The following is a 25,769-nucleotide window of genomic DNA, read 5'->3' on the forward strand; positions in this document are numbered from 1 at the left end:
CCGTAATTCCAAAGAAATAAATTATCTATCCCCTTTTGTTCAGGGGATAGAAGAGGAATTGGCGAAATTGGCAGATATTACTCAGCAGCGAGGGTTTGCGGATCTACCAGGGTGACGATATCGCCCATGATTGCATTCAGCTCAAAATTCTTGGGCGTATAGATCTTTGCGACGCCCATCGCAGTGAGCTTTGCGGCATCGTCATCGGGGATGATGCCACCAACAATCACCGGAATATGATCCAGCCCGGCCTCGCGCAGTCGGTTCATGACGTCCTGCACAAGCGGAATGTGGCTGCCGGAAAGAATTGACAGACCGATGACATGTGCGTCGTCATCCACTGCGGCAGTTACGATTTCCTCTGGCGTCAGGCGGATACCTTCGTAACTGATTTCCATACCGCAATCACGTGCGCGGAATGCGATCTGTTCCGCACCGTTCGAATGACCGTCCAGGCCGGGTTTTCCGACCAGGAATTTCAGGCGACGGCCAAGCTTGTCGCTGACCGCATCCACTGCGGCCCGCAGATCTTCCAAGCCCTCTGTTTTGTTCGAGACCGAGCCCGAAACGCCCGTGGGCCCACGATAGGTACCGTAGACTTTGCGCATTTCTTCGGCCCACTCACCGGTGGTTACACCAGCCTTGGCAGCTGCGATTGAGGGCTCCATGACGTTGGTGCCGTTTTGCGCCGCTTCGCGTAGCGCGGCCAGAGCCGCCGCGACAGCTGTGTCATCGCGATCTTGCCGCCATTCATTCAGGCGCGCGATTTGTTCTTGTTCGACTGCGGGATCAACGACCATGATGCCGCCATCTTTGGTCTGCAGGGGCGAGGGTTCGCCTTCGATCCACTTGTTCACACCGACAACGACAGTTTCGTTCCGTTCAATGCGGTTCAGGCGTTCAGCGTTTGAATCAACAAGCCGTGACTTCATGTATTCGATCGACGCAACCGCACCGCCCATCGAATCCAGATTGGCCAGTTCGGCGCGTGCGCCCTGTTTCAATTCTTCAACCTTCGCGTCCACGGCGGGGTTGCCATCGAACAGGTCACCATATTCCAGAAGGTCGGTCTCATAGGCCAGAATCTGTTGCATCCGCATGGACCACTGCTGATCCCAGGGGCGGGGCAGGCCCAGTGCCTCGTTCCAAGCAGGCAGCTGAACTGCGCGGGCGCGGGCTTTTTTCGAAAGAGTCACGGCCAGCATCTCGATCAGGATGCGGTAGACGTTGTTTTCAGGCTGCTGCTCGGTCAAACCGAGCGAGTTGACCTGAACGCCATACCGGAATCGGCGGAATTTCGGGTTCTCTACGCCGTAGCGGTCGCGCAGGATTTCGTCCCAAAGATCGACGAAAGCGCGCATTTTGCACATTTCAGTGACAAAGCGGATACCTGCGTTAACAAAGAACGAAATCCGTCCGCAAAGTGCCGGGAAATCCTCGGCGGGAACACGAGGGCGCAGTTCGTCCAGAACGGCGATGGCGGTGGCCAGCGCATAAGACAGCTCTTGCTCCGGTGTCGCGCCGGCTTCTTGCAGGTGATAGGAACACACGTTCATCGGGTTCCATTTCGGCACGTTGGTATAACAATACTCGGCCACGTCAGCGATCATCTTGAGCGACGGTTTGGGCGGGCAGACATAGGTGCCGCGGCTCAGGTATTCCTTGATCAGGTCGTTTTGTACCGTGCCCTGAAGTTTGGAGATATCTGCGCCTTGTTCCTCGGCCACAGCGATGTAAAGCGCAAGCAGCCAAGGCGCTGTCGCGTTGATCGTCATCGAAGTGTTCATCTGTTCCAGCGGAATCTGGTCGAACAGAACCCGCATATCTCCCAAGTGGCCGACGGGTACGCCAACCTTGCCCACTTCGCCGCGCGCGAGCGTATGATCGCTGTCATATCCGGTCTGCGTGGGCAGATCGAAGGCCACCGACAGGCCCGTCTGGCCTTTTGCCAGGTTCCCGCGATACAACGCATTCGACGCTTTGGCGGTGGAATGACCGGCATAGGTTCGGATGAGCCAGGGGCGATCTTTCTGCGTCTGCGTCATAGCTGGACCTCGCGTATCGGTTGGGCAAGAAAATTACGTTCCTGGCCTCTAAAGCGCAATTTTCGGGACATGTCAATTCGCTGCGTCGCGGCATAATAGGTTCTTCAGATTGTAGGACGCAGCGTTTGGTGGCAGGGTGCACGCATGACTCAGACCGTGGAACTTCCGCTTTGGCTTTTTTTGCTGATCCTGGTGTTTGCCGTGGTCACTTTGGCATCACATTTTCTGTTCCCGTCGGTGCGGTGGTTTTTCAGGCGTCGACTCGAACGAGCGGTGAAACGATTGAACACGCGCCTGAAGCGGCCGATCCAGCCGTTCAAGTTGGCACACCGTCACGATATGATTCAGCGCCTGATCTATGACCCGCAGGTTGGTCAGGCCGTTCAGGATCACGCACGCGAAACGGGTGTCCCCGATGCTGTGGCGTTCGAGCAAGCGCAGCGATACGCGCGTGAGATCGTTCCCTCGTTTTCAGCCGTTGCCTATTTCAGCATTGCGATTCGTCTGGCTCGTTTGCTGAGCAATGCGTTTTATCATGTGCAGCTTAGCTATCAGGACGAAGACGCTGTCGAAAACATCGACCCCGACGCCACGGTGGTTTTCGTCATGAATCATCGCAGCAATATGGACTATGTGCTCGTTACCTACCTCGCAGCGCAACATTCGGCCCTTTCTTATGCGGTGGGTGAATGGGCCCGTGTCTGGCCCCTTAGCCGTCTGATCCGTGCGATGGGGGCTTATTTTATCCGGCGAAAGTCCGGCAATGATCTCTATCGTCAGGTGCTGTCCTGTTATGTGCGCCACGCGACCGCGGCAGGAGTGACGCAGGCCATGTTCCCCGAAGGTGGGTTAAGTCTGACTGGTGCCCTGGGTCGTCCAAAGCTGGGTTTGCTCAAATATATTATTGACGGGACCTCGGAAGAGGGCCGCGATGTTGTATTCGTCCCCGTGGCGCTGAACTATGATCGTGTGCTCGAAGATACTGTTCTGACGCGTGCCGCATTAGGCAATGAACGACGGTTTCGCGCGCGGATCGGTGTAATCACCAGATGGATCCTCAAACAACTCTGGCGGCGCGTGATCGGGCGCTACAAACGATTTGGCCTAGCCTCGGTCCGATATGGTCAGCCCGTTTCCTTGCGGGCGTTTCGGGCAGATCATCAGCGCGATCTGATGACCGATTTGGCGCGTGACCTGATGACGCGACTCCGCGCTGCCATCCCGCTGGTCCCGGTACCCGCCGCGTGTTGGCTAATGCAAAAGCATAAAGAGATGTCGGAGGCCGATGCCGTTCAGGTGATTGTCGAGCTCATGCGTCGCAATGGAATGACGGACCAAGAGAACCAGACATCGGTTGAAGCCGCGATTGATCAGTTGGTCGAACGGCGAATTCTCAGGCGCAGTGACGGAAAAATATGCCTGTCCGGTCAAAGGGTTGATCTTCTGGAGTATTATGCAGCCTCGGTTCCGATGGGACCAGACGAGGGAAATGCTGCAGATGCGAAAGAAATTTCTGCATCCGCTGGGTCATAAAGTTACAAAATGGCACCGATTTCGGTTGCATTATTTCCTAAAGGCCAATATTCCATCGGTTAATGCACGCGATTCTGCATCGCGGCAAAGGTTTAGAACTGAAGGAGGCCAACATGGCTCTGGACACCGACAGCGGCATCGCGTCGTACGAGGCACCGGAAAAAGACCTCTATGAGATGGGTGAAATCCCTCCGATGGGTTTTGTGCCCAAGAAAATGTATGCATGGGCGATCCGCAAGGAGCGCCACGGCGACCCGGACACCGCGATGATTCAGGAAGTCGTAGACGTCCCCGTGCTGGACAGTCACGAAGTGCTGGTTCTGGTCATGGCTGCAGGCGTCAACTACAACGGCGTCTGGGCCTCGCTGGGCAAGCCGATCTCGCCTTTTGACGGCCATAAGGCACCTTATCACATTGCTGGTTCGGATGCGTCTGGCATCGTTTGGGCAGTTGGTTCAAAAGTCACCCGCTGGAAAGTCGGTGATGAAGTTGTCATCCACTGCAATCAGGATGACGGCGACGACGAGCATTGTAATGGTGGCGACCCGATGTATTCGGATAGCCAGCGGATTTGGGGCTATGAAACTCCGGACGGTTCGTTCGCGCAGTTCACAAATGTTCAGGCTCAACAGTTGATGCCGCGTCCCAAGCACCTGACTTGGGAAGAAAGCGCCTGCTATACGCTGACACTGGCAACCGCCTACCGGATGCTGTTCGGTCACGAGCCGCATGACTTGAAGCCGGGTCAGAACGTTCTGGTTTGGGGTGCGTCGGGTGGCCTGGGGTCTTATGCGATCCAGCTGATCAATACCGCAGGTGCAAACGCCATCGGTGTGATCTCGGACGAAAGCAAGCGCGACTTTGTGATGGGTCTGGGTGCCAAGGGCGTTCTAAACCGCAAGGACTTCAACTGCTGGGGTCAGCTGCCGACGGTCAACACACCCGAATATGCCGAGTGGTTCAAAGAGGCCCGCAAGTTCGGCAAAGCCATTTGGGACATCACCGGTAAAGGCAACAACGTCGACATGGTGTTCGAGCACCCCGGCGAAAGCACCTTCCCGGTTTCGACCTTCGTCGTTAAAAAAGGCGGTATGGTTGTAATCTGTGCCGGTACAACCGGCTATAACCTGACCTTTGACGTGCGCTACATGTGGATGCACCAGAAGCGTCTGCAGGGTTCGCACTTTGCTCACCTGAAACAGGCGGCCGCAGCAAACCAGCTGATGGTCGAGCGTCGATTGGATCCCTGCATGTCCGAAGTGTTCACCTGGAATGATCTGCCCGAGGCGCACATGAAGATGCTGCGGAACGAGCATAAGCCGGGCAACATGTCGGTGCTGGTTCAGGCTCCACAGACCGGGATGCGCACCTTGGAAGAGGTTCTGGCCGCACGCGACTAAGTTCGTCTCAGACAAAATCCAAAACACCCGCGAATCGGTTTTCCGGCTCGCGGGTGTTTCTCTTTTGGGCGGTGGTATCAGCCTTTTCAAAGGCTTAATCGAAAATGCCCCGCTGTTTTTGGGGAGTAGAAATCAGTGAATAGGCTAAAAAAACTTCCTCATGCTATGGTTGTGTTAACCCTTCGTTAACCGTTTCGGAGAGACGCTGATGGCGCAAAATGAGTGGATACTGGACGTACTGTCGGACCTCAGCGCCTTTGCTGTTGAAAACGGTTTGACCGCGCTTGCCGAGCAGTTGGATGACACCAAGCTGATCGCCGCAGCCGAAATCTCGTCCAGAAAGAATGAGGTTCGAGCACCAGCGGATGGCAACAAAACTCGATATGAGCCAGGTTCTGGAGGACTTGGAAAACACCAGCTCGCTTGACGAACTAAGCGAAGTCGCCATTCGCCTGCGGGACAGGCTGCAGATTGAAAACCTGATTTACCATTGGGTCGACGGGGCCGGTGATCAATACGGCTATACCACCTATCCCGACGTCTGGGCCGAACGGTACCGCGAGCGTAACTATCATAGAATCGATCCGGTCATACTGGGCAGTTTCCAACGGTTTCATCCGGTGGACTGGAAGACGCTGGATTGGTCGGGCAAGGTTGCCAAGACATTTTTGAAGGATGCATTAGAGCACGGCGTTGGCAATCAAGGTTATTCCATTCCGATCCGTGGGCCGAATGGTCAATTCGCCTTGTTTACTGTCAACCACACCTGTGATGATGAAACCTGGCAGAGATTCATCGAAACGCATGGGCGTGAGTTGATCCTGATCGCGCATTACTTCAACCGGAAGGCGCTGGAGTTTGAAAGTGACCGTCAGCCCGAATCTTCACGCGGATTGTCGCCGCGTGAAGTGGACGCCATGACCTTGCTCGCCCTGGGTTATAGCAGGGCACAGGTCGCTCATTCCTTGTCGATCTCGGAACACACGCTGAGGGTCTATATCGAAAGCGCACGCGCCAAGTTGGGTGCGCAAAACACAACTCATGCTATCGCAACGGCCTTGAGCCGAGGGTTAATAGTGGTTTAAGGCGCGCGCGCACTAAAAACCGGAAATTAACCACGACTTTGTACCCCCTTCGTTCTTGCACAGGACGACAAGGGGAAAAGAGTCATGTTGCGTTATGTCTATGCTGACGAATTGCACAAATATCCAAAACTGGCCGAGGGGATGTTTCGGGACCGCGCCGATCAATTCAAAACCCGGTTGGGCTGGGATGTTCATGTCAACGAAAAGGGGGAAGAGCGGGATCAGTACGATGATCTGAACCCGATCTATGTTATTTGGGAAGAACCGGATGGCAGCCATGGTGGGTCCATGCGTGTTTTGCCGACGACCGGTTCGGTCATGGTGAACGAGGTGTTCGGACACCTGACGGGCGGCAAACCAATCAACAGCCCCTTGATCTGGGAAGTGACGCGCTTTTGCCTGTCGCGCACGGCAAGCCCGCACACGGCCGGGGCCATCATGCTTAGCGGTGGCGAGATGATGGAGGGGTTTGGTCTAACCCACATTGCGGGTGTTTTTGATGCGCGTATGATTCGCATCTATCGCCTGATCGGATCATCCCCGATCGTGCTGGGCACGGAAGGTAAGGGACGTGATCAAATCTCGGTCGGGATGTGGCCGTATTCGGCGGACGACTGCAACCGCGTGGCCAAGCGCGCAGGCATCCCGCGTGAATTGTCGCGGCTGTGGTTCAAGACGGCTTTCGGCGTTGGCAGGCAACACCCGTTTGCATTGTCAGCGTGACAGGATGAAAACCGAATTCCACATCTGGTGATAGCTGGCGCGGGCTTGTAGGGTCGCGCCATGTCTTTGCCCTCTGTGACCTACTCTGACGACCAGGCCGCCGCGTATGACAGCATCTCTGAGATGCTGAAGTCGGCAGGTGTTGACCTTGACGATGACGCGCTGCTGAAGCTTCCAGGATCGGGTAAGTCCGGTGTGATGGCCGTGATTGGCAAGGCGGGGTCCGGAAAAACCCTGCTGCTGGCCGAGCTTTACAAAGCCATTGCGGACACAGGCGTTCAGATCGTGTCCGGCGATTTCGAGAGCCGCAAAGCCCGTGAAAAACGCAGTCTGGCGATCTTGGCCCCGACGAACAAAGCGGCCAGCGTATTGCGTCTGCGCGGGGTGCCAGCCACCACGATCCACCGTATCCTTTATACGCCTGTCTACGACCCGGAATACGAGCGCATCGCCGAATGGCTGGCAGGCAATGACGAACGCCCCGAAATCGAAGGCCTGACCGACGAGGCGCTGGATCGCGCAGCGGCGTTTTACCAGAACAACAAATCCATTCCCGGAGCGTTGGCCGCGGCAGGGTTACGGGGCTCCGATTTTATAACCGGCTGGAAACGCCGGGACGAGCCGTTGGACATCGGGTTTGTGGACGAAGCCTCGATGCTGGATGACCGGCAATTCGAAGACTTGCAAGAAATCTTCCCAACACTTCTGCTGTTTGGTGACCCGGCACAGTTGGCGCCCGTCAATCAGTCGGGCAGCATGGTGTTCGAGGCATTGCCGGAACCGCGCAAGCAAATCCTTCACCGAGTTCATAGGCAGGATGCGGATAACCCGATATTGGACCTTGCCCATGCGCTGTCGGACCCTCAGATGGGGTTCGAAGATTTTGAGCGCATGGTCGAGCAGACCGCCCGTCAGGACGACCGTGTGGTTTGGGGGCAGCGGGTCGAGGTCGATCTGATGGCCCGCAGTCCCGTTCTGGTCTGGCGCAATGCAACCCGCATTCGGCTAATTCAGGCTTTTCGGAATGTTCACGGCGCGCCGGATACCGAATTGTTGGAAGGTGAACCGCTAATCTGCGACGGTATTGAACTGCCCCTTAAACATCGCAAGAAACGTCTGGATCTTGAGGCGCGTGGCCTGATCAAGGGCGCTCAGGTCATCTATCTGGGCCCCGGCCGCAAACCGGGCTTTTCCAGGTTGCACGTGATGGGTGCCGAAGACCCTCAGGTCAGCGCCGCATCCATCGTCAAGATTGAAAAACCGGACGAGGAAGAGCCGTTTATTCCTTTTGCCGCCCGCATGGGCGCCACCTTTCTTCATGGCGCAGCGGTCACCATTCACAAGGCGCAAGGGTCGCAGTGGAACACTGTTCAAGTGTTTGCTCCGGATATCTATGCCGCTGCCCGTATGGGCCGTACTGAAGCTGGACAGCCGTTGTGGAAACGACTGGCCTATGTGGCTATCACACGCGCGCAGGAAAGGCTGATCTGGGTCGTGCGCAACCGGCTTGCCAAGCCGACCTATCCGCTGCGTGTGGACGACCTGCGCGCTGTCCCGGCGGCCTCGCTGACATTGGAGGCAGAAGAGACATGACTTCCATTATTGTGACCGGCGCAAGTTCGGGCATAGGGCGCGCTACGGCTGAATTATTTCTGACCCAAGGATGGACGGTTGGCCTTTTCGCGCGCAGTGCTGACAGGCTGAACCAAATGGCTGCGGAGCACGCAAACGCAATTCCATTGGTCGCGGATGTCACCGATGCACAAGCGGTCGAGGCCGCCTTTGAAGAGTTTCAGGGTAAGGCGGGCCATTTGGATGTTCTGTTCAACAACGCGGGAATATTCGCGCCGGGGGGAACGATTGACGAGATCGCGTTGGACGATTGGTACCAAAGCGTCGCCGTCAACCTGAACGGCATGTTTCTGTGCGCCCGCGAGGCGTTTCGGATCATGCGCCACCAATCGCCGCAAGGCGGGCGCATCATCAATAACGGCTCAATTGCCGCCCATGTGCCGCGCCCCAACTCGGTGCATTACTCGGCGACGAAACACGCCATTACGGGCCTGACCCGCAGCCTGTCTTTGGATGGGCGGGGCTTCAATATCGCTTGCGGGCAGATCGATATCGGCAATGCGCGAACACAGATGGTGCAGGGTCTGGTCGATGCGGCCATTGCAGACGGGCAGCAGCCCGACCCAACAATGGCCGTCGAAGATGCAGCACAGTCCGTCCTGCACATGGCGAACCTGCCGCTTGAAGCAAACGTTCAGTTCATGACCGTGATGGCCACGACGATGCCCTACATCGGACGTGGGTAACGGTCAGTTACTCACGCAATAGGCGGAACGCGGTTGACGCACCCCAACCCGCCGCAATCGCGATCACCAAAGACATCAAGCCGTACCAGACCGGTTGCTGGCGGGACATGTTGTACAAGAACCGCTCCAAACCCACTTTGCGCACGTCGATAGTGGTCTCAAATTGCGAAACGACCGAACCGCCACGGGTTAAGAAGATGCGTGCCATATAATCGCCTTCGGTCAGATCCGCAGGCATTTCGATCGAGGTACGGAACAGGGTTTGTTCATCAACGGCCACGGTGTCTTCGCGAATGGAATACAGACTTTCGTGCTCGCGAATACGAATAACAGCGTCCGCGAATTCCTGCGCGCCGCGGATGTTCATCGCAGCACCAACAGACCGGATGGCACGTTCGATTGATACGCTGTATCGCAGGTCTTCGGTATCCGACAGTATCTCATTCAAAGGCGCGCTGGTCGCAACCGCATAAAAACTGGGGGCTTCGTCTACGAGGACACTGTCAGTATTGACCCAGATTCCAAGCTTGCGCTCTTTACGCCGAACGGTGACAGGACTGGATGGACCAGACACGGCGACAATCACTTCCAGCGGTGGTCCTGACGGAATGGGAGCTTCGCGTTTGACCGCGCCAAAGACCAGGATCTCAGAGCCGTCGAAATTGGCGGTGATGGCCACGCGATCCTGGCTGAGGCCCAGAACGACCTCTTCATCAACAGCCAGGGCGGGGCTGGCGCAAAGAGCCAGCGCAACAAGCAAGCGTATCAGCATGATCAGTGCCCTCCGCCGGTGCCAAGCGAATAGAGCTCGGATGGTTCAAGCAGCAGATCTAGCGCCAGTTTTCCGCAAACCACAAGAACAAGGGCTGCAAGCAAAACGCGCAACTGCTCGGCAGGCATGCGGGCGCCGATCACCGTGCCGATCTGTGCGCCGATGACGCCGCCAACCAGAAGCAAAACGGCAAGAACGACATCAACTGTAAAGTTGGTGGTAGCATGCAGCATGGTCGTAAAGGCGGTGACAAAGATGATCTGGAACAGGGATGTTCCGACAACAACCTTGGTTGGCATTCCCAACAGATAGATCATCGCAGGCACCATGATGAACCCGCCGCCAACGCCCATAATGGCCGACAGAACGCCAACGAACAGGCCAACCAGCGCGGGCGGAATGACCGAGATATATAGGCCCGAAGTCCGGAACCGCATTTTGAACGGCATCGCATGCACCCAGCCGCGTTGGCGACGCTTGGGGGGTGCGGACACGCCTTTCTTGGATTTACGGAGCGCATTCAGGCTTTCGATGAACATCAATCCGCCCACGACGCCAAGGAACACGACGTAGCACAACGTCACAAGCAGATCGACCTGCCCGAGGCTTTTGAGGTAGTTGAAAATCACCACCCCAAGCGCGGCACCCGTTAAGCCGCCCATCAATAGGACGGTCCCCATTCTCAGGTCGACGGTTTTTCGTCGGAAATGCGCCAGAACCCCAGAGAAGGAAGAGGCAACAATCTGATTGGCTTCAGTTGCAACCGCAACGGCCGGCGGAATGCCGATAAAGAACAGCAGGGGCGTCATCAGGAAGCCGCCGCCGACACCGAACATGCCCGAAAGAATGCCGACCATCCCCCCAAGCCCCAATAGAAGGAAGGCGTTTACAGAAACTTCGGCGATAGGAAGGTAAATTTGCATATCGAGCTACTGGATGAGGGTGGGCAGGTCACAGAGGGTGACCGCGGTCGCCTCAAGGCAAAGTGGTATAGGTTTAATGCAGCGCGCGGCGGCAATGCCCCGTGACCACATGGCGAATGTCGGTTCGCTGGGCGTCATGCCAGCTGCCTGATAAGGCTGGTGATCTGATTTTCCCCAGTGTTGAGGTTTGCAAGCGTTCCCAAATTCACGATCCGGACCGCTTCCGAGTCGCGGGGTATGTTTGGAGACACTTGCATACCCCTTTAGAACGGTTGCGGCATGCAAAATCAACTCTGCATGCCGCTCTGCAGCGAACAGGACTGAACTGAGTCCGAAACTGGACTTATCAGCGCTCTTTCACGTAAGGCTCACCACCGGCGCGGGGCGGGACAGCCTTGCCGACAAAGCCAGCCAGAATGACCACGGTGAGGACGTAGGGCAGGGCATCCATTGCCTGCACAGGGATAACCACGCCGCCCAGATCGATGTTCTGGAAACGCAGTGCGATGGCTTGCAGCAATCCGAACAAAAGGCATGCTCCCATGGCATGCCAAGGCCGCCATTTTGCAAAGATCAGGGCTGCCAGTGCGATGAACCCACGGCCCGCGGTCATGTCCTTGACGAACCCGGCCTGCAACGCAGTAGCCAGATACGCCCCGGCGATGCCACACAGCACGCCACAGATGGCAACAGCGGCGTAGCGTAAGCCAACGACCGAGACACCGGCAGTGTCCACGGCAGCGGGGTTTTCACCCACAGCGCGGAGGCGCAGGCCGAACCGTGTGCGATACAGAATCCACCATGTTGCCGGAACCATCAGGAACGCGACATAGACCAGGATTGAATGACCCGAGAGCAGCTCGGAGTAGATCGGCCCGATGATCGGCACCCCGCTCAGCGACTCGGCAAAGGGAAAATTGATAGGTGTGAAACGGCCGCCGCCAAACAACGATGGCGTGCGCCCGCCCTGTTCGAACCAGCTTTGCGCGACAAGGACCGTCATACCTGCCGCAAGAAAGTTGATTGCGACCCCGGATATCAACTGGTTGCCCCGGAAGGTGATCGAGGCCAAACCGTGAAGTCCGGAAAGAACAAGAGAAGAGGCGATCCCCGCCAGCAGGCCCAACCAGACCGACCCGGTCACAGCCGCGACGGCTGCCGAGAAGAAGGCGGCCATCAGCATCTTGCCTTCCAGACCGATGTCGAAAATGCCTGCACGTTCGGAATAGAGCCCAGCCAGACAAGCCAGCAATAGCGGTGTGGCCAGACGGATGGTCGAATCCAGGACCTGGATGAAGGTAATGAAGAACTCCATCACTGCGCTCCCTTCCGCAGGCTCAGGAACAGCTTTTCAAGCGGCATCCGGACCATGTTGTCCAATGCTCCGGTGAACAGGATCACCAGGGCCTGAATGACAACGATCAGTTCGCGCGGGATCGACGTCCAGAAAGCCAATTCTGCACCGCCCTGATAGAGAAACCCGAACAGGATCGCCGCTAGGAATACACCAAACGGGTGCGACCGGCCCATCAGGGCCACAGCGATGCCGATGAAACCTGCGCCTTCAGTTGCGTTCAAAACCAGGCGTTCGGCCTCGCCCATCACGTTGTTGATGGCCATCAGCCCCGCCAACGCGCCCGAAATCAGCATCGCAATGATCGTGATCCGCACCGGCGAAATGCCTGCATAGACAGCGCCGGTTTCGGTCTTGCCGTAGGACCGGATTTCATAGCCCAACCTTGTCCGCCAGATCAGTGCCCAGACGACAAAACAGGCCAATACCGCGATGAAGAAGGTGATATTAACAGGGGTCCCTTTGAACACCACGTTTTCGGCGGTTGAGAACATCGACTGAAAAGTGGGTAGGTGAACGGCCTCGGGGAAACGCGCAGACGAGGGGTCTTGCGCGCCCGGTGGTCGCATAAGATTGACCAACACGTAGTTCAAGAATGCCGCCGCAATAAAGTTGAACATGATCGTAGTGATCACGATGTGGCTGCCGCGCTTGGCCTGTAGATAGGCCGGAATGGCGGCCCATGCGGCGCCAAACAGCATCGAACCTGCGCAGGCCGCCAACAGCGCGATGCTCCAATGCGGCCATGGGATGTAAAGGCATACCATGGCAACGCCAAGCCCGCCTAGCATGGCCTGGCCTTCGCCCCCGATGTTGAACAGTCTGGCGTGGAAGGCGACAGCCACAGCCAACCCGGTGAACATAAAGTTGGTGGCATAATACAGCGTATACCCCCAACCGTAGGTCGACCCGAGCGCACCGGTCACCATCAGTTTCACCGCTTCGATCGGGTTTTCACCGATGGCCAGAATGACCAAGGCGGACAAGATTGCGGCCAATATCAGACTGATCAGCGGGATCAGCACCACATCGGCCCATTTGGGCATCTTTTCCATGTTACGCGGCCTCTCCCGCAACACCGGCCATCAACAGGCCAAGTTCTTTTTCATCTGTTTCATGGGGCAGTCTTTCGCCCATGACATGTCCGTCAAACATCACAGCGATGCGATCCGATAGCGAGAAGATTTCTTCCAACTCGACCGAGACGAGCAGGATTGCTTTACCTTGATCACGCAGCGCGACGATCTGCTTGTGAATGAACTCGATCGCGCCGATGTCGACGCCGCGGGTTGGTTGCCCCACCAATAGAAGATCCGGGTTCCGTTCAATTTCGCGCGCGACAACAATCTTTTGTTGGTTCCCGCCCGAGAAGCTCTTGGCTGTAAGCCACGCATCAGGTGGCCGGACGTCGAATTTCTCGATCTTGCGCTCGGTATCGGCGCGCAGGGCGGCGTTGTTCATGAAAATCCCGCTCTGATAGGCAGGATCACGGTGATAGCCAAAGGCCACGTTTTCCCAAGCGTGGAAGTCCATCACAAGACCTTCGCGCTGACGGTCTTCCGGAACATGCGCAATATGCTGGGCGCGACGGGCCTGACCGTCCGATCCCGGACCGCTAAGCGCCAGCGGGGCACCGTTCAGTTTGATCGAACCCTGACCCGGACGCATGCCGCCCAGAACTTCCAGAAGCTCCGATTGGCCATTTCCGGCCACGCCAGCGATACCGACGATTTCACCGGCCCGAACGGTCAGGTCGATACCCTTGACCCGTTCGACCCCGGCCGAATCGAAAACGCTGAGCTTTTCAATTTCCAAAACGGGCTTGCCGGGTTGCGCAGGTACTTTGTCGACCTGCAGCAGCACCTTGCGGCCCACCATCAGCTCGGCCAGTTCCTCGGGGCTGGTGTCGGCTGTTTTCACCGTCGCCGTCATCTGACCGCGCCGCATGACCGAAACCGTATCGGTGTTTTCCATGATTTCGCGCAGCTTGTGCGTGATCACGATGATCGTCTTCCCTTCGGCCCGCAGGCGGTCAAGGATGCGGAAAAGCTGGTCAGCCTCCGACGGGGTCAGAACCCCGGTGGGTTCGTCCAGAATTAGAATTTCGGCCTTGCGATACAGGGCTTTCAGGATCTCGACCCTTTGCTGCATTCCGACGCCAATCTCGTCGATGCGCTTGTCGGGATCGACGAACAGCTCGTATTCCTCTTCCAGCGCTTTCAGTTCTTTGCGCGCTTTGGACAGGGACGGGGCCAGCAGCCCGCCGTCCTCGGCACCGAGAACGATGTTTTCCAGAACGGTGAAATTCTCAACCAGTTTGAAATGCTGGAACACCATCCCGATCCCGGCAGCAATGGCCGCCTGGCTGTCAGGGATGTCGGTCTTGTTGCCGTTAATCCAGATTTCACCTTTGTCGGCTTTGTAAAAGCCGTAGAGGATGCTCATCAGCGTGGATTTGCCCGCACCGTTTTCACCGATGATCCCATGGATCGTACCGGGGGCGACGCTGATGGAAATGTCTTTATTGGCCTGAACCGGCCCAAAGGCTTTGGATATCCCTTTGAGCTCAATGGCGGGGACGGTCATGTCTTGTCCTCAATTGCCGAAAGGGCCGCGGTGTCATACGCGGCAGAGTCGAGGGCAAGGCGGAGGTTGTACCCCCGCCTTGCGCGATATCAGAACTGCAGTGCCGGGCAGCTGTCGTTCTCATAATAACTGACAACAGAAACGTTACCGTCGATGATGTCCTGACGCGCTTTGTCGACTGCGCCTTTCATCTCGTCCGAGACCAGAGGTGCGTTGTTGTCATCCATGGCGACGCCAACACCTTCTTCGGCCAGACCCATCTGGAATACGCCGGTTTCCAGGTCTTCGCCCGCAGACATCGCGTCATAAACAGCAACATCAACGCGTTTCAGCATCGAGGTCAGAACCTTACCCGGGTGCAGGTGGTTCTGGTTGCTGTCCACGCCGATCGACAGGATGCCTTCGTCTGCCGCGGTCTGCAATACGCCAACACCGGTGCCGCCAGCGGCCGCATAGATCACATCAGCGCCCTGGCTGATTTGTGCTTTGGTCAGTTCCGAACCCTTCACCGGGTCGTTCCATGCTGCCGGGGTGGTACCGGTCATGTTGGCAACAACAGTGATGTCAGGGTTTACAGCCTTGGCACCCTGCGCATAACCGCAGCCAAAGTGGCGGATCAGCGGGATATCCATGCCACCGATAAAGCCGACGGTGCCGGATTCCGATGCCATCGCGGCCATCATGCCAACCAGATATGACCCTTCATGTTCGGCAAAACCGATTTGGCGGATGTTGGGGATGTCCAGCCAGTTGACGTCAACCGCAACGAATTTGGTGTCTGGGTAATCGGCGGCCACGGCGGACAGCGGATCAGCCATGCCAAAACCCATCGTGATGATCGGGTTCGAGCCGGATTCAGCGAAACGGCGCAGAGCTTGCTCGCGCTGTGCTTCGGACTGGATCTCGATCTCGTTATACGAGCCGCCTGTTTCTTCGGCCCAACGCGATGCGCCATTGTGGGCGGCTTCGTTGAAGGATTTGTCAAACTTGCCACCAAGATCAAAGATCAGGGCAGGATCTGCCAGCGCAGCGCCAGCCGTAAGTGCGACTGCGGCGGTGGCACCCATCAAGGATTTCATCAGGGTCATTTTATACTCCCGTTTGTTATTATCGGTCGGGGCGAAGATAGCCCCGTTCACCCACTGTGAGCGAGCATAACTGTTGTGATGGCGGGAATTAAGGACGTTTGCAACCACCGTGGTCAACAGATTTTTGACCATTTGGTCGAAAAATTTTATCTGTGACGGTCAATCCAGCGCGGATTCCATCACGATAGCGTCGATTTTCTGATTGTTTTCGCGCAGGTAGTACCCCTTGCGCACTCCACAGGCGCGATAACCGCTGTGTTCATACAGCGCGATGGCCGGCAAGTTATCTGCAGCGACGTCCAGAACAGCGCGCGTTGCCCCCAAAGCCTTTGCTTTCGTGTGCCATTCATGCATGCAATTTCGGGCTAAGCCCTGTCGCTGAACGTCCGGATGCGTGGCGATCGTCAGCAATTCCGCCTCATCGCCGATCACCTGGAACAGCGCGAAAGATTGATTATTTCCAACGGTATGGATGAATCGACTGTTCAGAAGATCCGAGAATTCGACCGCAGCCCACGACCGTGACCGGGTAAATGCCGCCGCGTGTGTTCTGGCAAGATCCTCGGGAGTCATCAGTCCAGCAAAACCGGGGGGGTGTCTTTGGAAGGGGCCGCATCCGCAGGCCGAACATAGAGTGGAGCTGGCTGCGCGGTGTTGGTCTGCGACTTTTGCCCGGCGATCCGGGCAATTGCACGGATTTGCGCATCCGGGTCGTCATTCAGGATCAGGGGGCCAAGTGATTCTGCCTCAATTTGAGGCATAAGCATCGGACTTTGGTCCGGCAACGCCACGTAAACCTGATCACGTGGGGCGCGGATCGCGGGCAGGGCGTCCATAGACATTTCGGCCAATGCGTCGAACCCTGACACGCCTACCGCTGGAACGCCAAGCCCTAAGGCTAGGCCCCGCGCCGCAGAAACCGAGATTCGGATGCCGGTAAAGTTTCCGGGTCCAACGCCGACACCGATCGCGGACAGGTCTTTCCACCCATATCCGGCATCTGCCAGAACTTCTTCCAGCAACGGCATCAGACGTTCGGCTTGACCGCGTGACATGGCTTCGATGCGCGAAGTCACGATCCGGTTGCCGCACAACAAAGCGGCCGCGCAATGCGCGGCCGATGTATCAAACGCCAAAATAATGGGGTCAGACGGCAACAGGGCGAACCTCAGTCACTTCGGGGATGTAGTGGCGCAGCAGGTTTTCGATACCCATCTTCAACGTCAGGGTCGAAGACGGGCAACCCGCGCAAGCACCCTGCATGTGCAGGTAGACAACGCCCCGGTCAAACCCGTGGAACGTGATGTCGCCACCATCCTGCGCAACCGCCGGACGGACACGGCTATCAAGTAAGTCTTTGATTTGATTAACAACTTCGGCATCTTCGCCGGTGTGCTCTGCATGGCCCGATGCGGCTGTTTCACCAGCTCCGATGACCGGTTGGCCGGATTGATAATGCTCCATCACCGCACCCAGAATCGCGGGTTTGATGTGATCCCATTGGACGTCATCAGACTTGGTGACGGTCACGAAGTCATTGCCGAGGAATACACCCGTTACTCCGCTAACCGCAAAAATCCGTTTTGCCAAAGGTGATTTTTCACCGGCTTCAGCCGATGGGAAATCCGCAGTGCCCGCTTCTAGCACGGTCTGGCCGGGCAGAAACTTCAAGGTTGCAGGGTTCGGCGTGGATTCGGTCTGGATGAACATGTCACGGCTCCGTTTCAGTTGCCTCTGATATGCGGGTCCGAGCCGGATAAGTCAAGATTTGGAACGATTCTAAATGTTGGCCGCCAACCGGATTGCATCATCCAACCGATCGTCACCCCAGTATAGTTCGTCACCGACCAGAAAACTCGGCGCGCCAAACAGCCCCTTGGCCTGAGCGGTTTTGGTCTGCTCGATCAGATCTGACTTGATCTCGGGGTCTTGGGTTCTGTCCAAAAGGTCGTCAGGCAAACCGGTGGATTTCAGGCAATCAACCAGAACCGCATCGTCCGACACGTTCTGACCCCGTGCAAATTCCGCTGTATAGACCGCCCGAACGAAACGCGCCCTGTGGGACTGATCTTCAATAGACAGCGTGAGGCGCGCAGCCTTCAGGCCGTTTTGCGGAAACGGGTCCGGCTGCCGGAAGGGCAGGCCGCGCTGCGACGTCAAACGCTCCATATCGCGCCACATATAGCGCCCTTTGGCCGGGTAGATGTTGAACGGGGAATTGTTCCAGCCCTGCGTCGCGAAAATGGGCCCCAGAAGAAAGGGATGCCATTCTACGACGACGTCGTGCTGTGCCGCAGCCTGCTCGATTCGCATGGCGCTGAGGTAGGAATAGGTCGATGCGAATTCGAACCAGAACTGGATGCGGCGTTGCATAGGGTAGCCTCAGGTGATGGCTTCCAGCTTTTCCTTGCTAAGGTCGCCGGGCACAATTGTGATCGGAATCGGCAAGCTGCCCGAGTTTTTAGTCAGCTGCGTTACCAAAGGGCCAGGCCCTTTCTTTTCGATGCCAGCCCCCAGGACCAGAACGCCGATGTTCGGGTCTGACTGGACATGTTCGATGATCTGAGGGACAGGGTCGCCTTCGCGAATGGACAGCTCGGGATCGATCCCTTGTTTGTCGCGCATCCATTTGGCGAAAACTTCGTAATGCGCATGAATGCGTTCGCGTGCCTCTTCGCGCATGGTTTCGGCAACACCGATCCAGTGATTGAACTCATCGGGTGGGATGACGGACAGGATCGTTACCCCTCCACCGGTATGGGCTGCACGCATTGCAGCGAAACGCATCGCGTTAAGGCATTCACGGCTGTCATCCAGAATGACTAGAAATTTACGCATGGGTGTCCTCGTGTATTTAGGGGGATCATGCCCGACCAAATGCGGGCTGGCAACACGGCGTATGACTACCGAGTGCTTGCCGCCCAGTCCCAATAAAGCTCGCGCGCGCGACGTGCAATCGGTCCGACCTGATATTGGGTGTCTTCTAATGCGGTGACCGGCGTTATCTTGTTCATGTTACCGGTCATAAACACCTCATCCGCCTTGTGAAAATCTTCAAAGCTGAGAACAGATTCGTGGACCGTCACGCCGTCAGCGCGCAGGTTTTTGATATGTCGCGCTCGGGTGATTCCGGCCAGAAAAGTTCCATTGGGCGTAGGTGTGAATACCTCGCCGTCCCGGACCATGAAGATGTTTGCGGTGGCGGTTTCCGCCACATGACCCAAGGCATCCGCTACCAGCGCGTTCGAGAACCCCTTGGACTTGGCCTCTTTCAGCATTCGGGCGTTGTTGGGATACAGGCATCCGGCTTTGGCATTCACAACGGCTGATTCCAGAACCGGTCGGCGGAACCGCGTGGTGGTCAGCGTGACCGAAGCTGTTTCCGGTGCCATTGGTATTTCTTCCAGACAGATGGCAAATCCGGTGCTGTCCTGCTGAGGCACAATGGCCGTGGCGTCCCCGTCGATGCCCCAATACATCGGCCGAATATAGACGGCGGAACCTTTGGCATAGCCATCCAGCCCTTCGCGGACGATTTCGACCATCTGTTCGGTCGTCACTGTTGGGGTCAGCAAAAGCGCCTCGGCTGAGCGGTTGACCCGTTCGCAATGGGCCACCAGATCCGGGGTCAGCCCGTCGAAGAAACGCGCGCCGTCAAAGACCGAAGACCCCAGCCAAGCGCCATGGTCTGCCGCACGCATGATCGGGGCGTCCCCGTTGTGCCACTGACCATCAAAATAGGTGCGGATATTTTTGCCGACTGCCATGACGCCCTCCTTTGCCCTTGGGGCAACCTAGGAAGGCGTCACAGGAAGGTCCAGCGCAATCAGCCTTGTTTTGCGCCAACCATACCCACGATGTCGTAGGTCTGTTGCAGGATCGGGGCCGCTATCGCCCGCGCCTTTTCCGCGCCGCGTGCGAGAATCCGGTCAATCTCGGCCTCTTCACCCATAAGACGGGCCATCTCGGTTGAGATCGGCGACAGTTTGGCGACCGCCAGCTCGGCCAGCATCGGCTTGAATTCACCAAATTGCTTGCCGCCGACTTCGGCCAGAACCTGTTCCGCCGTTTGATCGCTGAGCGCGGCGTAGATGTTGACCAGATTGCGGGCCTCGGGGCGTTCGGACAGACCGTCGGCTTCTGAAGGCAGGGCATCCGGGTCGGTCTTGGCCTTGCGGATCTTCTTGGCGATCTCGTCGGCATCGTCCGTCATGTTGATCCGGGTCATATCGGACGGGTCCGAAGACGACATCTTCCGCGAGCCATCACGCAGGTTCATCACGCGCGGCGCGGGTCCACCGATTACAGGCTCGGTCACCGGAAAGAAATCCACGCCATAATCATGGTTGAACTTGATCGCGATGTCGCGAGTCAGCTCCAGATGCTGTTTCTGGTCCTCGCCCACCGGCACATGTGTCGCATGGTAGGTCAGGATGTCCGCTGCCATCAGTGCCGGGTAAGCAAACAAACCCAGCGAGGCGTTCTGAGCATTCTTGCCCGCCTTGTCCTTGAACTGCGTCATCCGCTGCATCCAGCCCATCCGGGCGATACAATTGAAGATCCACGCCAGCTGCGTGTGCTCGGCCACCTGGCTTTGGTTGAACAGGATGGACTTTTCAGGGTCCAGACCGGCGGCGATGAAACCGGCGCAAACCTCGCGGGTCTTTTCGCGCAGACGGGCAGGGTCTTGCCAGACGGTGATCGCGTGCAGGTCGACCATGCAATAAATGGTCTCGAAATCTTCGCCCTGCATATCCACAAAACGCTTGAGCGCACCCAGGTAGTTGCCAAGGTGCAGGTTTCCCGAAGGCTGGATGCCGGAAAACACGCGCGGCGTGAACTTGGTTTCGGTCATCGAAGGGAACTCCCGTCTGGAAAAATCAGCCCCCGTCGCTTACCCATGAGGTCAAGGGACGTCAACAGCCGCGAAAGGCCAGCCCAATGAGCAGTGAGCATTATACACCCGCCGTAAACCCTCTGCCGCCCGTTGTGGTGGCGTTGGTCCTGTTCATCATGGGGATCGAATTGGCGTTTACACTGGGTGCACGCGGTCTTGTGGGTGGGCCATCAGCGGTAGGTTGGCGGTTGGATGCCCTGCAGAGTTACACCTTTTCCCCGGATATCTTTCACTGGATGATCGAGAATGGCCGTTGGCCGTTTGAACATGTGATCCGTTTCGTGACCTATCCGTTCGTATCGGGCAGTTTTACCCAGGCGGTTTTTGTCAGCGTCTTCGTTCTGGCCATGGGCAAAATGGTGGCCGAAGTTTTCGGCGGTTTTCAGATGCTGATCATTTTCGTTTTATCCGGTATCGGTGGCGCGTTGGCCTATGGTTTGTTGCTGAATCCCGCCTATCCGCTGGTCGGAGGGTTCCCACCGGTTTACGGTCTGATCGGCGCGTTCACTTGGCTGCTGTGGCGCAAGTTGTCACTGGTCGGTGAAAACCAATCCCGGGCCTTCAGCCTGATCGCGGTTTTGATGGGCATCCAGCTGGTGTTCGGACTTTTGTTTGGCGGCACGTCCGATTGGGTTGCCGATCTGGGCGGATTTGCCACCGGATTTGGTCTATCGTTTTTCCTGGCACCGGGCGGATGGGCGCGGATCGTGGGACGTATTCGCCGCGACTGATCAGGACCGACGCAGCGCTTTTCTGAATTCGGACAGCTCGAACGCTTTGAAGAGGTGACCGAGTAAGAAATAGGCGGCAGCTGCAACTATGATTAGGACAAGCAGCGCCAGATAACGCCATCCGGGTACTTGGAAGGTCCAACCAAAAATATGAAGGGCGGCGAAAAGCACAACGCCCATACCCAGCGATGCCGCGACGACGCGCCAGGCACGTCGTTTGAACCGGTCGTCAAACCGTGCTTCATCGCCGAAACGGCGCGCTCCAATCGCCAACAAGGCAACCATCGCCCAACCGGCAGCCGAAGCCGCGATCGCCGGTGCGATCCACCCCACCAATGGGTAAAGACCAAAGGCCAGCCCGGCATTGATCACCATCGCAACTACGGCATAGCGAAACGGAGAGCGGGTGTCTTCGCGCGCGAAGAACAAGGGCTGCAGCAGCTTTTGCAGCATGAAAGCGGGCAGGCCGACGCCATAGATAGCTACGGCCAAGGCAGTGGCAGCCGAGTCCTCGGGGCTGAATTGGCCGCGTTCGAACAGGACCGACACCAGAGGTATTGGAATGATCAGAAAGGCAACTGTGGACGGCAGGGTCAGCAGCAGTGTGAACTCTCCGGCGCGGGAATAGGCATTGCGCGCCCCGTCCTTGTCCCCGGCCCGTAAGCGGCGCGACAGATCTGGGAGCAGGACGATCCCCACCGCAATACCGACCACGCCCAATGGCAATTGATACAGCCGATCCGCTGCGAACAGCCAACTGACAGCCTTTTCGGTTTTGGACGCGACCAACTGGCCAACCACGAGATTGACCTGCGTGACGCCCATCGCCAAAGCGGCGGGCACTGCAATGCGAACCATGCGTCGCATTTCCGGGCTGAGCTTGGGCAGGCCGGGACGGATGCGAATACCTGCTCGTTCTGTCGCCACCCAAACCAGCGCCAGTTGCGCAACCCCTGCCAGCGGAATGACCGTGATCAGCCACCAGATTACGTCGCCGCCAGACAGCGCGCCTGCGATCAAAGCAGTACAGGCAAAGATATTGAGTAAGACAGGCGCGGCAGCGGCAGCGGCGAACCGACCAGTGGCATTCAGAACGCCGGAAAACAGCGCGGCCAGCGACATGAACAGGATATAGGGAAAAACGACGTAACCGTAGTCGACAGCCATGTCGAAGCGTTCATCGCCATAGAACCCTTCGGCGGTCAGCCAAACAAGTCCAGGCATGAATACCATCGCCAATCCAACCAGTGCCAAAACAGCCGCCGCTAGCAGGTTGAAGGCATCCTGAGCAAACCCTTCGGCGTCTTCTTCGCCCTCCAACCGTTTCGAGAACATCGGTACAAAGGCGGCGTTGAAGGCACCTTCGGCAAAGAAACGGCGAAACATGTTGGGCAGGCGGAAAGCGGCAACAAAGGCGTCCATCACCGGACCGGGCCCGATATAGGCGGTTAGCAGAATCTCTCGGAGAAATCCCAAAATTCGACTGGCAAGAGTCCAGAATCCGACCGTGAATAGGCCTGAAAACAACCGGATTTGTTTCATGAGATCGCGCGCTCCGCACCTTCAGTGATGGCTTTGCGCAGCTTGGTCTCAAGACCGCGTTGTTTGCTTTCGGAATGGTATTTCAGGCCGAACATGTCCTTGACGTAAAACGTATCGACAACCTGTTCGCCATAGGTCGCGATCACGGCGTTGGCGATATAGACATTGGCCGCCGCCAGCGTTCTGGTCAGGTCATACAACAGGCCCGGGCGGTCGCGGGTATCAACCTCGATGATGGTGTAGATCTCGGACCCGTCATTATCGAAGATGATATGGGTCGGCACATTGAAGGCGCGTTCGCGTTTCTTGATCTTGTCGCGCGATTTCAGAGCGTCACGCGCCACGACTTCGCCCTTGAGCGTCTTTTGGATCATCTGTGTCAGTCGCGGTAATCGGCTGGCCTCAAAAGGGTGGCCCTCGGCATCCTGAATCCAGAACGCATCGGTGACGTACCCGTCCTTGGTGGTATAGCTACGGGCGTCGACCACGTTGGCCCCAACCAACGCAAGCGCGCCGGCGATGCGGGCGAAAATCCCTGGATGGTCTGCCATGGCAAAACACGCGCGGGTAGCGTCGCGATCGTCATCCGGGTGCAGGTGAATTTCCATTGCGCCGGGGTCGCCGCTGTGTTCCAGAGCGCGTAGCATTTTCGCGAACTCAATATGTGTAGACAGGTTCAGGCCCTGCCAATAGGGCGCATAGTGTCGTCCTGTTTCGGCCTTCAGGTCAGCCTTCGACCAATCGTCAAGCGCCGAACGCAGCGCCTTTTTGGCTTCTGCGCCACGGTTGGCCCGGTTCAGGTCTTCCATACCGGTTTCAAGCGCCCGTTTGGTTTCAGCGTGCAAGGCGCGCAGCAGGGTGGCCTTCCAGTTGTTCCAGGTGTTGGGCCCAACGCCGCGAATGTCACACACGGTCAGAACCGTGAGCAGATCCAACCGTTTGACCGTCTTAACCGCCTTGGCAAAATCGCGCACTGTGCGCGGGTCCGAGATGTCGCGTTTCTGCGCCATGTCCGACATCAAAAGGTGATATCGTACCAACCATTCCACGGTTTCAGAGTCTGATTTGTTCAGACCCAACCGTGGAGCAACCTTGCGCGCGATCTGAGCGCCCAGAATGGAATGGTCCTCGGGTCGCCCTTTGGCGATATCGTGCAGCAGCAAGGCCACATAGAGGACCTTGCGATTAACCCCGCGTTTCAGGATCGATGAGGCCAGCGGTAGTGACTCGACCAATTCACCGCGTTCAATCTGGGCCAGGTTGACGATGGTCTGGATCGTGTGCTCGTCCACTGTATAGCTGTGATACATGTTGAACTGCATCATCGCCACGATGTGTTCGAACTCTGGCAAAAACGCCGACAATACTCCCAATTCGTTCATACGGCGCAGGGCGCGTTCCGGGTTGCCGTGCTTCAGCATCAGGTCCAGAAAAATGCGCTGCGCCTCTTTGTTTTGGCGCATGTCGTCGTCGATGAGGTTTAGGTTGGCTGTCACCAGCCGCATCGCATCCGGGTGGATCAGCATGCCAGTGCGAAGACCTTCCTCGAACAGACGCAGAAGGTTCAGCTTGTCGGAAAGAAACTTCTTGGCGTCCGCTACATCCAAGCGACCGTGAACGACCTTGTACCCTGCTTTGACACGCGGTCGACGCCTAAAGATGCGTTCCAGTAGGGCGGCGCCTTTCACGTGTGACGCTTCGAGTTTGGTCAGGAAGATCCGGGTCAGTTCTCCGACGCGCGTTGCCTCGCGGAAATAGCGTTGCATGAACACTTCAACAGCCCGTCGCCCGGCGCGATCTTCATAGCCCATCCGGTCTGCCACCTCGACCTGCAGGTCGAAGGTCAGCTGTTCCGTCGCACGACCGGTCAGCAGATGCAGATGAGAGCGTACAGCCCACAGAAACTCTTCGGCCTCTACAAAGGTGCTGAATTCCTCGGGTTCAAACAGGCCCAGAGGGACCAGTTCAGCCACGTCCTGAACGCCATAGATGTACTTTGCAATCCAGTAGAGTGATTGAAGATCGCGCAGCCCACCCTTGCCCTCTTTTACGTTGGGCTCGACCATGTAACGCTCGCCCTGCTTGTGGTGGCGCTCGTCACGTTCCTGCAGCTTAGCCTCGATGAATTGACGCTCGCTGCCCTTGAACAGCTCGGTTTTCAGGCGGTTATCAAGTTCTTCGGCAAGGGCTGCGTCCCCAGCCAGATAGCGTTGCTCGAGCATCGCGGTACGGATGGTGAAATCCTCGGTGCCCAGTCGCAGGCAATCCTTGATCGTTCGGGATGAATGGCCAACCTTCAGGCGTAGATCCCAAAGCATGTAGAGCATGGACTCGATGACGCTCTCGGCCCAGGCGGTGATCTTGTAGGGCGTCAAAAAAAGCAGATCGACGTCCGAAGCCGGGGCCATTTCGCCGCGGCCATATCCACCAACAGCAAGAACCGCAATCTTTTCGCCCTGCGTCGGGGTTGCCAGCGGATGTAGATAGGTGCTGGCCACTTGCATCGCTGTGCAGACCAACCCGTCGGTCAAATAGGTGTAGGACCGGGTCAAAGGTCTGGCGTCAAAGGGGCGTTTAGCGAAGGCATCCGCAATGGTCTTGCGCCCAGCCTTTTGGGCATCGCGCAGGATGCGCACGGTTTCATTCCGCCGCGCGGCATTGTCTTGAATATTTTCAAAGGCTTCCGACAGTTGCACCAGGATGGCGGTACTGTCGAAAATTTCATCGGCCGGGCAGATCAGCTCACCCTTGGGGGTGAGCGTCAGCATCGGC

24 protein-coding genes are annotated in these 25,769 nt (G+C 57.2%); 8 read left to right on the forward strand and 16 right to left on the reverse strand.

What is annotated here, in order from left to right; all coding sequences use genetic code 11:
• Window positions 1-77 precede the first annotated feature (77 nt).
• Entirely contained in the window at window positions 78-2,045 is a 1,968-nt protein-coding gene (locus AC2FIO_RS15720; RefSeq protein ID WP_496698783.1) for a methylmalonyl-CoA mutase family protein, read from the reverse strand.
• Window positions 2,046-2,189: 144 nt separating this feature from the next.
• On the opposite strand from AC2FIO_RS15720, the gene AC2FIO_RS15725 reads away from it, so the two are divergent.
• The 7 genes from AC2FIO_RS15725 (at window position 2,190) to AC2FIO_RS15755 (ending at window position 9,104) form a co-directional block, all read left to right on the forward strand.
• A complete protein-coding gene (locus tag AC2FIO_RS15725) occupies window positions 2,190-3,578 on the forward strand; it encodes a 1-acyl-sn-glycerol-3-phosphate acyltransferase (protein WP_496698784.1) in 1,389 nt (462 codons plus the stop codon).
• A gap of 113 nt (window positions 3,579-3,691) precedes the next feature.
• Window positions 3,692-4,978, forward strand: coding sequence for a crotonyl-CoA carboxylase/reductase (gene ccrA, locus AC2FIO_RS15730; RefSeq protein WP_058273680.1), 1,287 nt, complete (start codon window positions 3,692-3,694; stop codon window positions 4,976-4,978).
• A 208-nt stretch (window positions 4,979-5,186) separates the two neighbouring features.
• Complete coding sequence (locus AC2FIO_RS15735) at window positions 5,187-5,405, forward strand: hypothetical protein (protein WP_058278773.1); 219 nt, start codon at window positions 5,187-5,189, stop codon at window positions 5,403-5,405.
• Window positions 5,344-6,063 carry a helix-turn-helix transcriptional regulator gene (locus AC2FIO_RS15740; protein WP_282169795.1) on the forward strand — a complete coding sequence of 240 codons (720 nt, stop codon included), beginning with the start codon at window positions 5,344-5,346 and terminating at the stop codon, window positions 6,061-6,063. Before AC2FIO_RS15735 ends, AC2FIO_RS15740 begins: the two co-directional genes overlap by 62 nt.
• 84 nt (window positions 6,064-6,147) lie before the next feature.
• Window positions 6,148-6,786: an acyl-homoserine-lactone synthase gene (locus AC2FIO_RS15745; protein WP_496698787.1), complete on the forward strand. Its 639-nt coding sequence runs from the start codon at window positions 6,148-6,150 to the stop codon at window positions 6,784-6,786.
• 60 nt (window positions 6,787-6,846) lie between these two features.
• Window positions 6,847-8,379 (forward strand): ATP-dependent DNA helicase, encoded by a 1,533-nt coding sequence (locus tag AC2FIO_RS15750; protein ID WP_058278772.1) that lies wholly within the window; start codon window positions 6,847-6,849, stop codon window positions 8,377-8,379.
• A complete protein-coding gene (locus AC2FIO_RS15755) occupies window positions 8,376-9,104 on the forward strand; it encodes an SDR family oxidoreductase (RefSeq protein ID WP_496698789.1) in 729 nt (242 codons plus the stop codon). The genes AC2FIO_RS15750 and AC2FIO_RS15755 overlap by 4 nt, the downstream gene beginning before the upstream one ends.
• A gap of 7 nt (window positions 9,105-9,111) precedes the next feature.
• Here AC2FIO_RS15755 and AC2FIO_RS15760 read toward each other — a convergent pair whose 3' ends face one another.
• The 13 genes from AC2FIO_RS15760 to trpS form a co-directional block, all read right to left on the reverse strand.
• The gene (locus AC2FIO_RS15760) at window positions 9,112-9,876 is read right to left on the reverse strand and encodes a TIGR02186 family protein (protein ID WP_282169792.1); all 765 of its coding nucleotides are present in this window, start codon (window positions 9,874-9,876) and stop codon (window positions 9,112-9,114) included.
• Window positions 9,877-9,878: 2 nt separating this feature from the next.
• On the reverse strand, window positions 9,879-10,799 hold the full coding sequence (locus tag AC2FIO_RS15765) for a sulfite exporter TauE/SafE family protein (protein ID WP_058273512.1): 921 nt from the start codon (window positions 10,797-10,799) through the stop codon (window positions 9,879-9,881).
• A gap of 346 nt (window positions 10,800-11,145) precedes the next feature.
• Window positions 11,146-12,114, reverse strand: coding sequence for an ABC transporter permease (locus AC2FIO_RS15770; protein WP_058278769.1), 969 nt, complete (start codon window positions 12,112-12,114; stop codon window positions 11,146-11,148).
• The gene (locus tag AC2FIO_RS15775) at window positions 12,114-13,208 is read right to left on the reverse strand and encodes an ABC transporter permease (RefSeq protein WP_108860780.1); all 1,095 of its coding nucleotides are present in this window, start codon (window positions 13,206-13,208) and stop codon (window positions 12,114-12,116) included. Before AC2FIO_RS15775 ends, AC2FIO_RS15770 begins: the two co-directional genes overlap by 1 nt.
• 1 nt (window position 13,209) lies before the next feature.
• The gene (locus tag AC2FIO_RS15780) at window positions 13,210-14,739 is read right to left on the reverse strand and encodes an ABC transporter ATP-binding protein (protein WP_058273509.1); all 1,530 of its coding nucleotides are present in this window, start codon (window positions 14,737-14,739) and stop codon (window positions 13,210-13,212) included.
• 89 nt (window positions 14,740-14,828) lie between these two features.
• Complete coding sequence (locus AC2FIO_RS15785) at window positions 14,829-15,827, reverse strand: BMP family lipoprotein (protein WP_496698793.1); 999 nt, start codon at window positions 15,825-15,827, stop codon at window positions 14,829-14,831.
• Window positions 15,828-15,986: 159 nt separating this feature from the next.
• Window positions 15,987-16,400 (reverse strand): GNAT family N-acetyltransferase, encoded by a 414-nt coding sequence (locus AC2FIO_RS15790; protein WP_496698795.1) that lies wholly within the window; start codon window positions 16,398-16,400, stop codon window positions 15,987-15,989.
• Complete coding sequence (gene tsaB, locus AC2FIO_RS15795; protein ID WP_496698797.1) at window positions 16,400-16,984, reverse strand: tRNA (adenosine(37)-N6)-threonylcarbamoyltransferase complex dimerization subunit type 1 TsaB; 585 nt, start codon at window positions 16,982-16,984, stop codon at window positions 16,400-16,402. The genes AC2FIO_RS15790 and tsaB overlap by 1 nt, the downstream gene beginning before the upstream one ends.
• The gene (locus tag AC2FIO_RS15800) at window positions 16,974-17,537 is read right to left on the reverse strand and encodes a NifU family protein (RefSeq protein WP_058273506.1); all 564 of its coding nucleotides are present in this window, start codon (window positions 17,535-17,537) and stop codon (window positions 16,974-16,976) included. The genes tsaB and AC2FIO_RS15800 overlap by 11 nt, the downstream gene beginning before the upstream one ends.
• Window positions 17,538-17,606: 69 nt before the next feature.
• Entirely contained in the window at window positions 17,607-18,200 is a 594-nt protein-coding gene (locus tag AC2FIO_RS15805) for a 2-hydroxychromene-2-carboxylate isomerase (RefSeq protein WP_496698798.1), read from the reverse strand.
• 9 nt (window positions 18,201-18,209) lie between these two features.
• Window positions 18,210-18,665: a universal stress protein gene (locus tag AC2FIO_RS15810; protein WP_109312876.1), complete on the reverse strand. Its 456-nt coding sequence runs from the start codon at window positions 18,663-18,665 to the stop codon at window positions 18,210-18,212.
• A 65-nt stretch (window positions 18,666-18,730) separates the two neighbouring features.
• Complete coding sequence (locus AC2FIO_RS15815) at window positions 18,731-19,594, reverse strand: branched-chain amino acid aminotransferase (RefSeq protein WP_282120134.1); 864 nt, start codon at window positions 19,592-19,594, stop codon at window positions 18,731-18,733.
• 59 nt (window positions 19,595-19,653) lie between these two features.
• Complete coding sequence (gene trpS, locus AC2FIO_RS15820; protein ID WP_282169786.1) at window positions 19,654-20,682, reverse strand: tryptophan--tRNA ligase; 1,029 nt, start codon at window positions 20,680-20,682, stop codon at window positions 19,654-19,656.
• Window positions 20,683-20,768: 86 nt separating this feature from the next.
• On the opposite strand from trpS, the gene AC2FIO_RS15825 reads away from it, so the two are divergent.
• Entirely contained in the window at window positions 20,769-21,455 is a 687-nt protein-coding gene (locus AC2FIO_RS15825) for a rhomboid family intramembrane serine protease (RefSeq protein WP_109312873.1), read from the forward strand.
• Here AC2FIO_RS15825 and murJ read toward each other — a convergent pair whose 3' ends face one another.
• Window positions 21,456-22,997 (reverse strand): murein biosynthesis integral membrane protein MurJ, encoded by a 1,542-nt coding sequence (murJ, locus tag AC2FIO_RS15830; protein WP_496698801.1) that lies wholly within the window; start codon window positions 22,995-22,997, stop codon window positions 21,456-21,458.
• A complete protein-coding gene (locus AC2FIO_RS15835; protein WP_496698803.1) occupies window positions 22,994-25,765 on the reverse strand; it encodes a [protein-PII] uridylyltransferase in 2,772 nt (923 codons plus the stop codon). The genes murJ and AC2FIO_RS15835 overlap by 4 nt, the downstream gene beginning before the upstream one ends.
• Between the last annotated feature and the right edge of the window lie 4 nt (window positions 25,766-25,769).

The organism is Ruegeria sp. CDSB086 (assembly GCF_059611065.1).

Excerpts from the sequence above, each read along its gene's own strand:
- AC2FIO_RS15720 (WP_496698783.1), bottom strand. The coding sequence starts at position 2,045 with ATGACGCAGACGCAGAAAGATCGCCCCTGGCTCATCCGAACCTATGCC.
- AC2FIO_RS15725 (WP_496698784.1), top strand. The coding sequence starts at position 2,190 with ATGACTCAGACCGTGGAACTTCCGCTTTGGCTTTTTTTGCTGATCCTG.
- ccrA (WP_058273680.1), top strand. The coding sequence starts at position 3,692 with ATGGCTCTGGACACCGACAGCGGCATCGCGTCGTACGAGGCACCGGAA.
- AC2FIO_RS15735 (WP_058278773.1), top strand. The coding sequence starts at position 5,187 with ATGGCGCAAAATGAGTGGATACTGGACGTACTGTCGGACCTCAGCGCC.
- AC2FIO_RS15740 (WP_282169795.1), top strand. The coding sequence starts at position 5,344 with ATGGCAACAAAACTCGATATGAGCCAGGTTCTGGAGGACTTGGAAAAC.
- AC2FIO_RS15745 (WP_496698787.1), top strand. The coding sequence starts at position 6,148 with ATGTTGCGTTATGTCTATGCTGACGAATTGCACAAATATCCAAAACTG.
- AC2FIO_RS15750 (WP_058278772.1), top strand. The coding sequence starts at position 6,847 with ATGTCTTTGCCCTCTGTGACCTACTCTGACGACCAGGCCGCCGCGTAT.
- AC2FIO_RS15755 (WP_496698789.1), top strand. The coding sequence starts at position 8,376 with ATGACTTCCATTATTGTGACCGGCGCAAGTTCGGGCATAGGGCGCGCT.
- AC2FIO_RS15760 (WP_282169792.1), bottom strand. The coding sequence starts at position 9,876 with ATGCTGATACGCTTGCTTGTTGCGCTGGCTCTTTGCGCCAGCCCCGCC.
- AC2FIO_RS15765 (WP_058273512.1), bottom strand. The coding sequence starts at position 10,799 with ATGCAAATTTACCTTCCTATCGCCGAAGTTTCTGTAAACGCCTTCCTT.
- AC2FIO_RS15770 (WP_058278769.1), bottom strand. The coding sequence starts at position 12,114 with ATGGAGTTCTTCATTACCTTCATCCAGGTCCTGGATTCGACCATCCGT.
- AC2FIO_RS15775 (WP_108860780.1), bottom strand. The coding sequence starts at position 13,208 with ATGGAAAAGATGCCCAAATGGGCCGATGTGGTGCTGATCCCGCTGATC.
- AC2FIO_RS15780 (WP_058273509.1), bottom strand. The coding sequence starts at position 14,739 with ATGACCGTCCCCGCCATTGAGCTCAAAGGGATATCCAAAGCCTTTGGG.
- AC2FIO_RS15785 (WP_496698793.1), bottom strand. The coding sequence starts at position 15,827 with ATGACCCTGATGAAATCCTTGATGGGTGCCACCGCCGCAGTCGCACTT.
- AC2FIO_RS15790 (WP_496698795.1), bottom strand. The coding sequence starts at position 16,400 with ATGACTCCCGAGGATCTTGCCAGAACACACGCGGCGGCATTTACCCGG.
- AC2FIO_RS15800 (WP_058273506.1), bottom strand. The coding sequence starts at position 17,537 with ATGTTCATCCAGACCGAATCCACGCCGAACCCTGCAACCTTGAAGTTT.
- AC2FIO_RS15805 (WP_496698798.1), bottom strand. The coding sequence starts at position 18,200 with ATGCAACGCCGCATCCAGTTCTGGTTCGAATTCGCATCGACCTATTCC.
- AC2FIO_RS15810 (WP_109312876.1), bottom strand. The coding sequence starts at position 18,665 with ATGCGTAAATTTCTAGTCATTCTGGATGACAGCCGTGAATGCCTTAAC.
- AC2FIO_RS15815 (WP_282120134.1), bottom strand. The coding sequence starts at position 19,594 with ATGGCAGTCGGCAAAAATATCCGCACCTATTTTGATGGTCAGTGGCAC.
- trpS (WP_282169786.1), bottom strand. The coding sequence starts at position 20,682 with ATGACCGAAACCAAGTTCACGCCGCGCGTGTTTTCCGGCATCCAGCCT.
- AC2FIO_RS15825 (WP_109312873.1), top strand. The coding sequence starts at position 20,769 with ATGAGCAGTGAGCATTATACACCCGCCGTAAACCCTCTGCCGCCCGTT.
- murJ (WP_496698801.1), bottom strand. The coding sequence starts at position 22,997 with ATGAAACAAATCCGGTTGTTTTCAGGCCTATTCACGGTCGGATTCTGG.
- AC2FIO_RS15835 (WP_496698803.1), bottom strand. The coding sequence starts at position 25,765 with ATGCTGACGCTCACCCCCAAGGGTGAGCTGATCTGCCCGGCCGATGAA.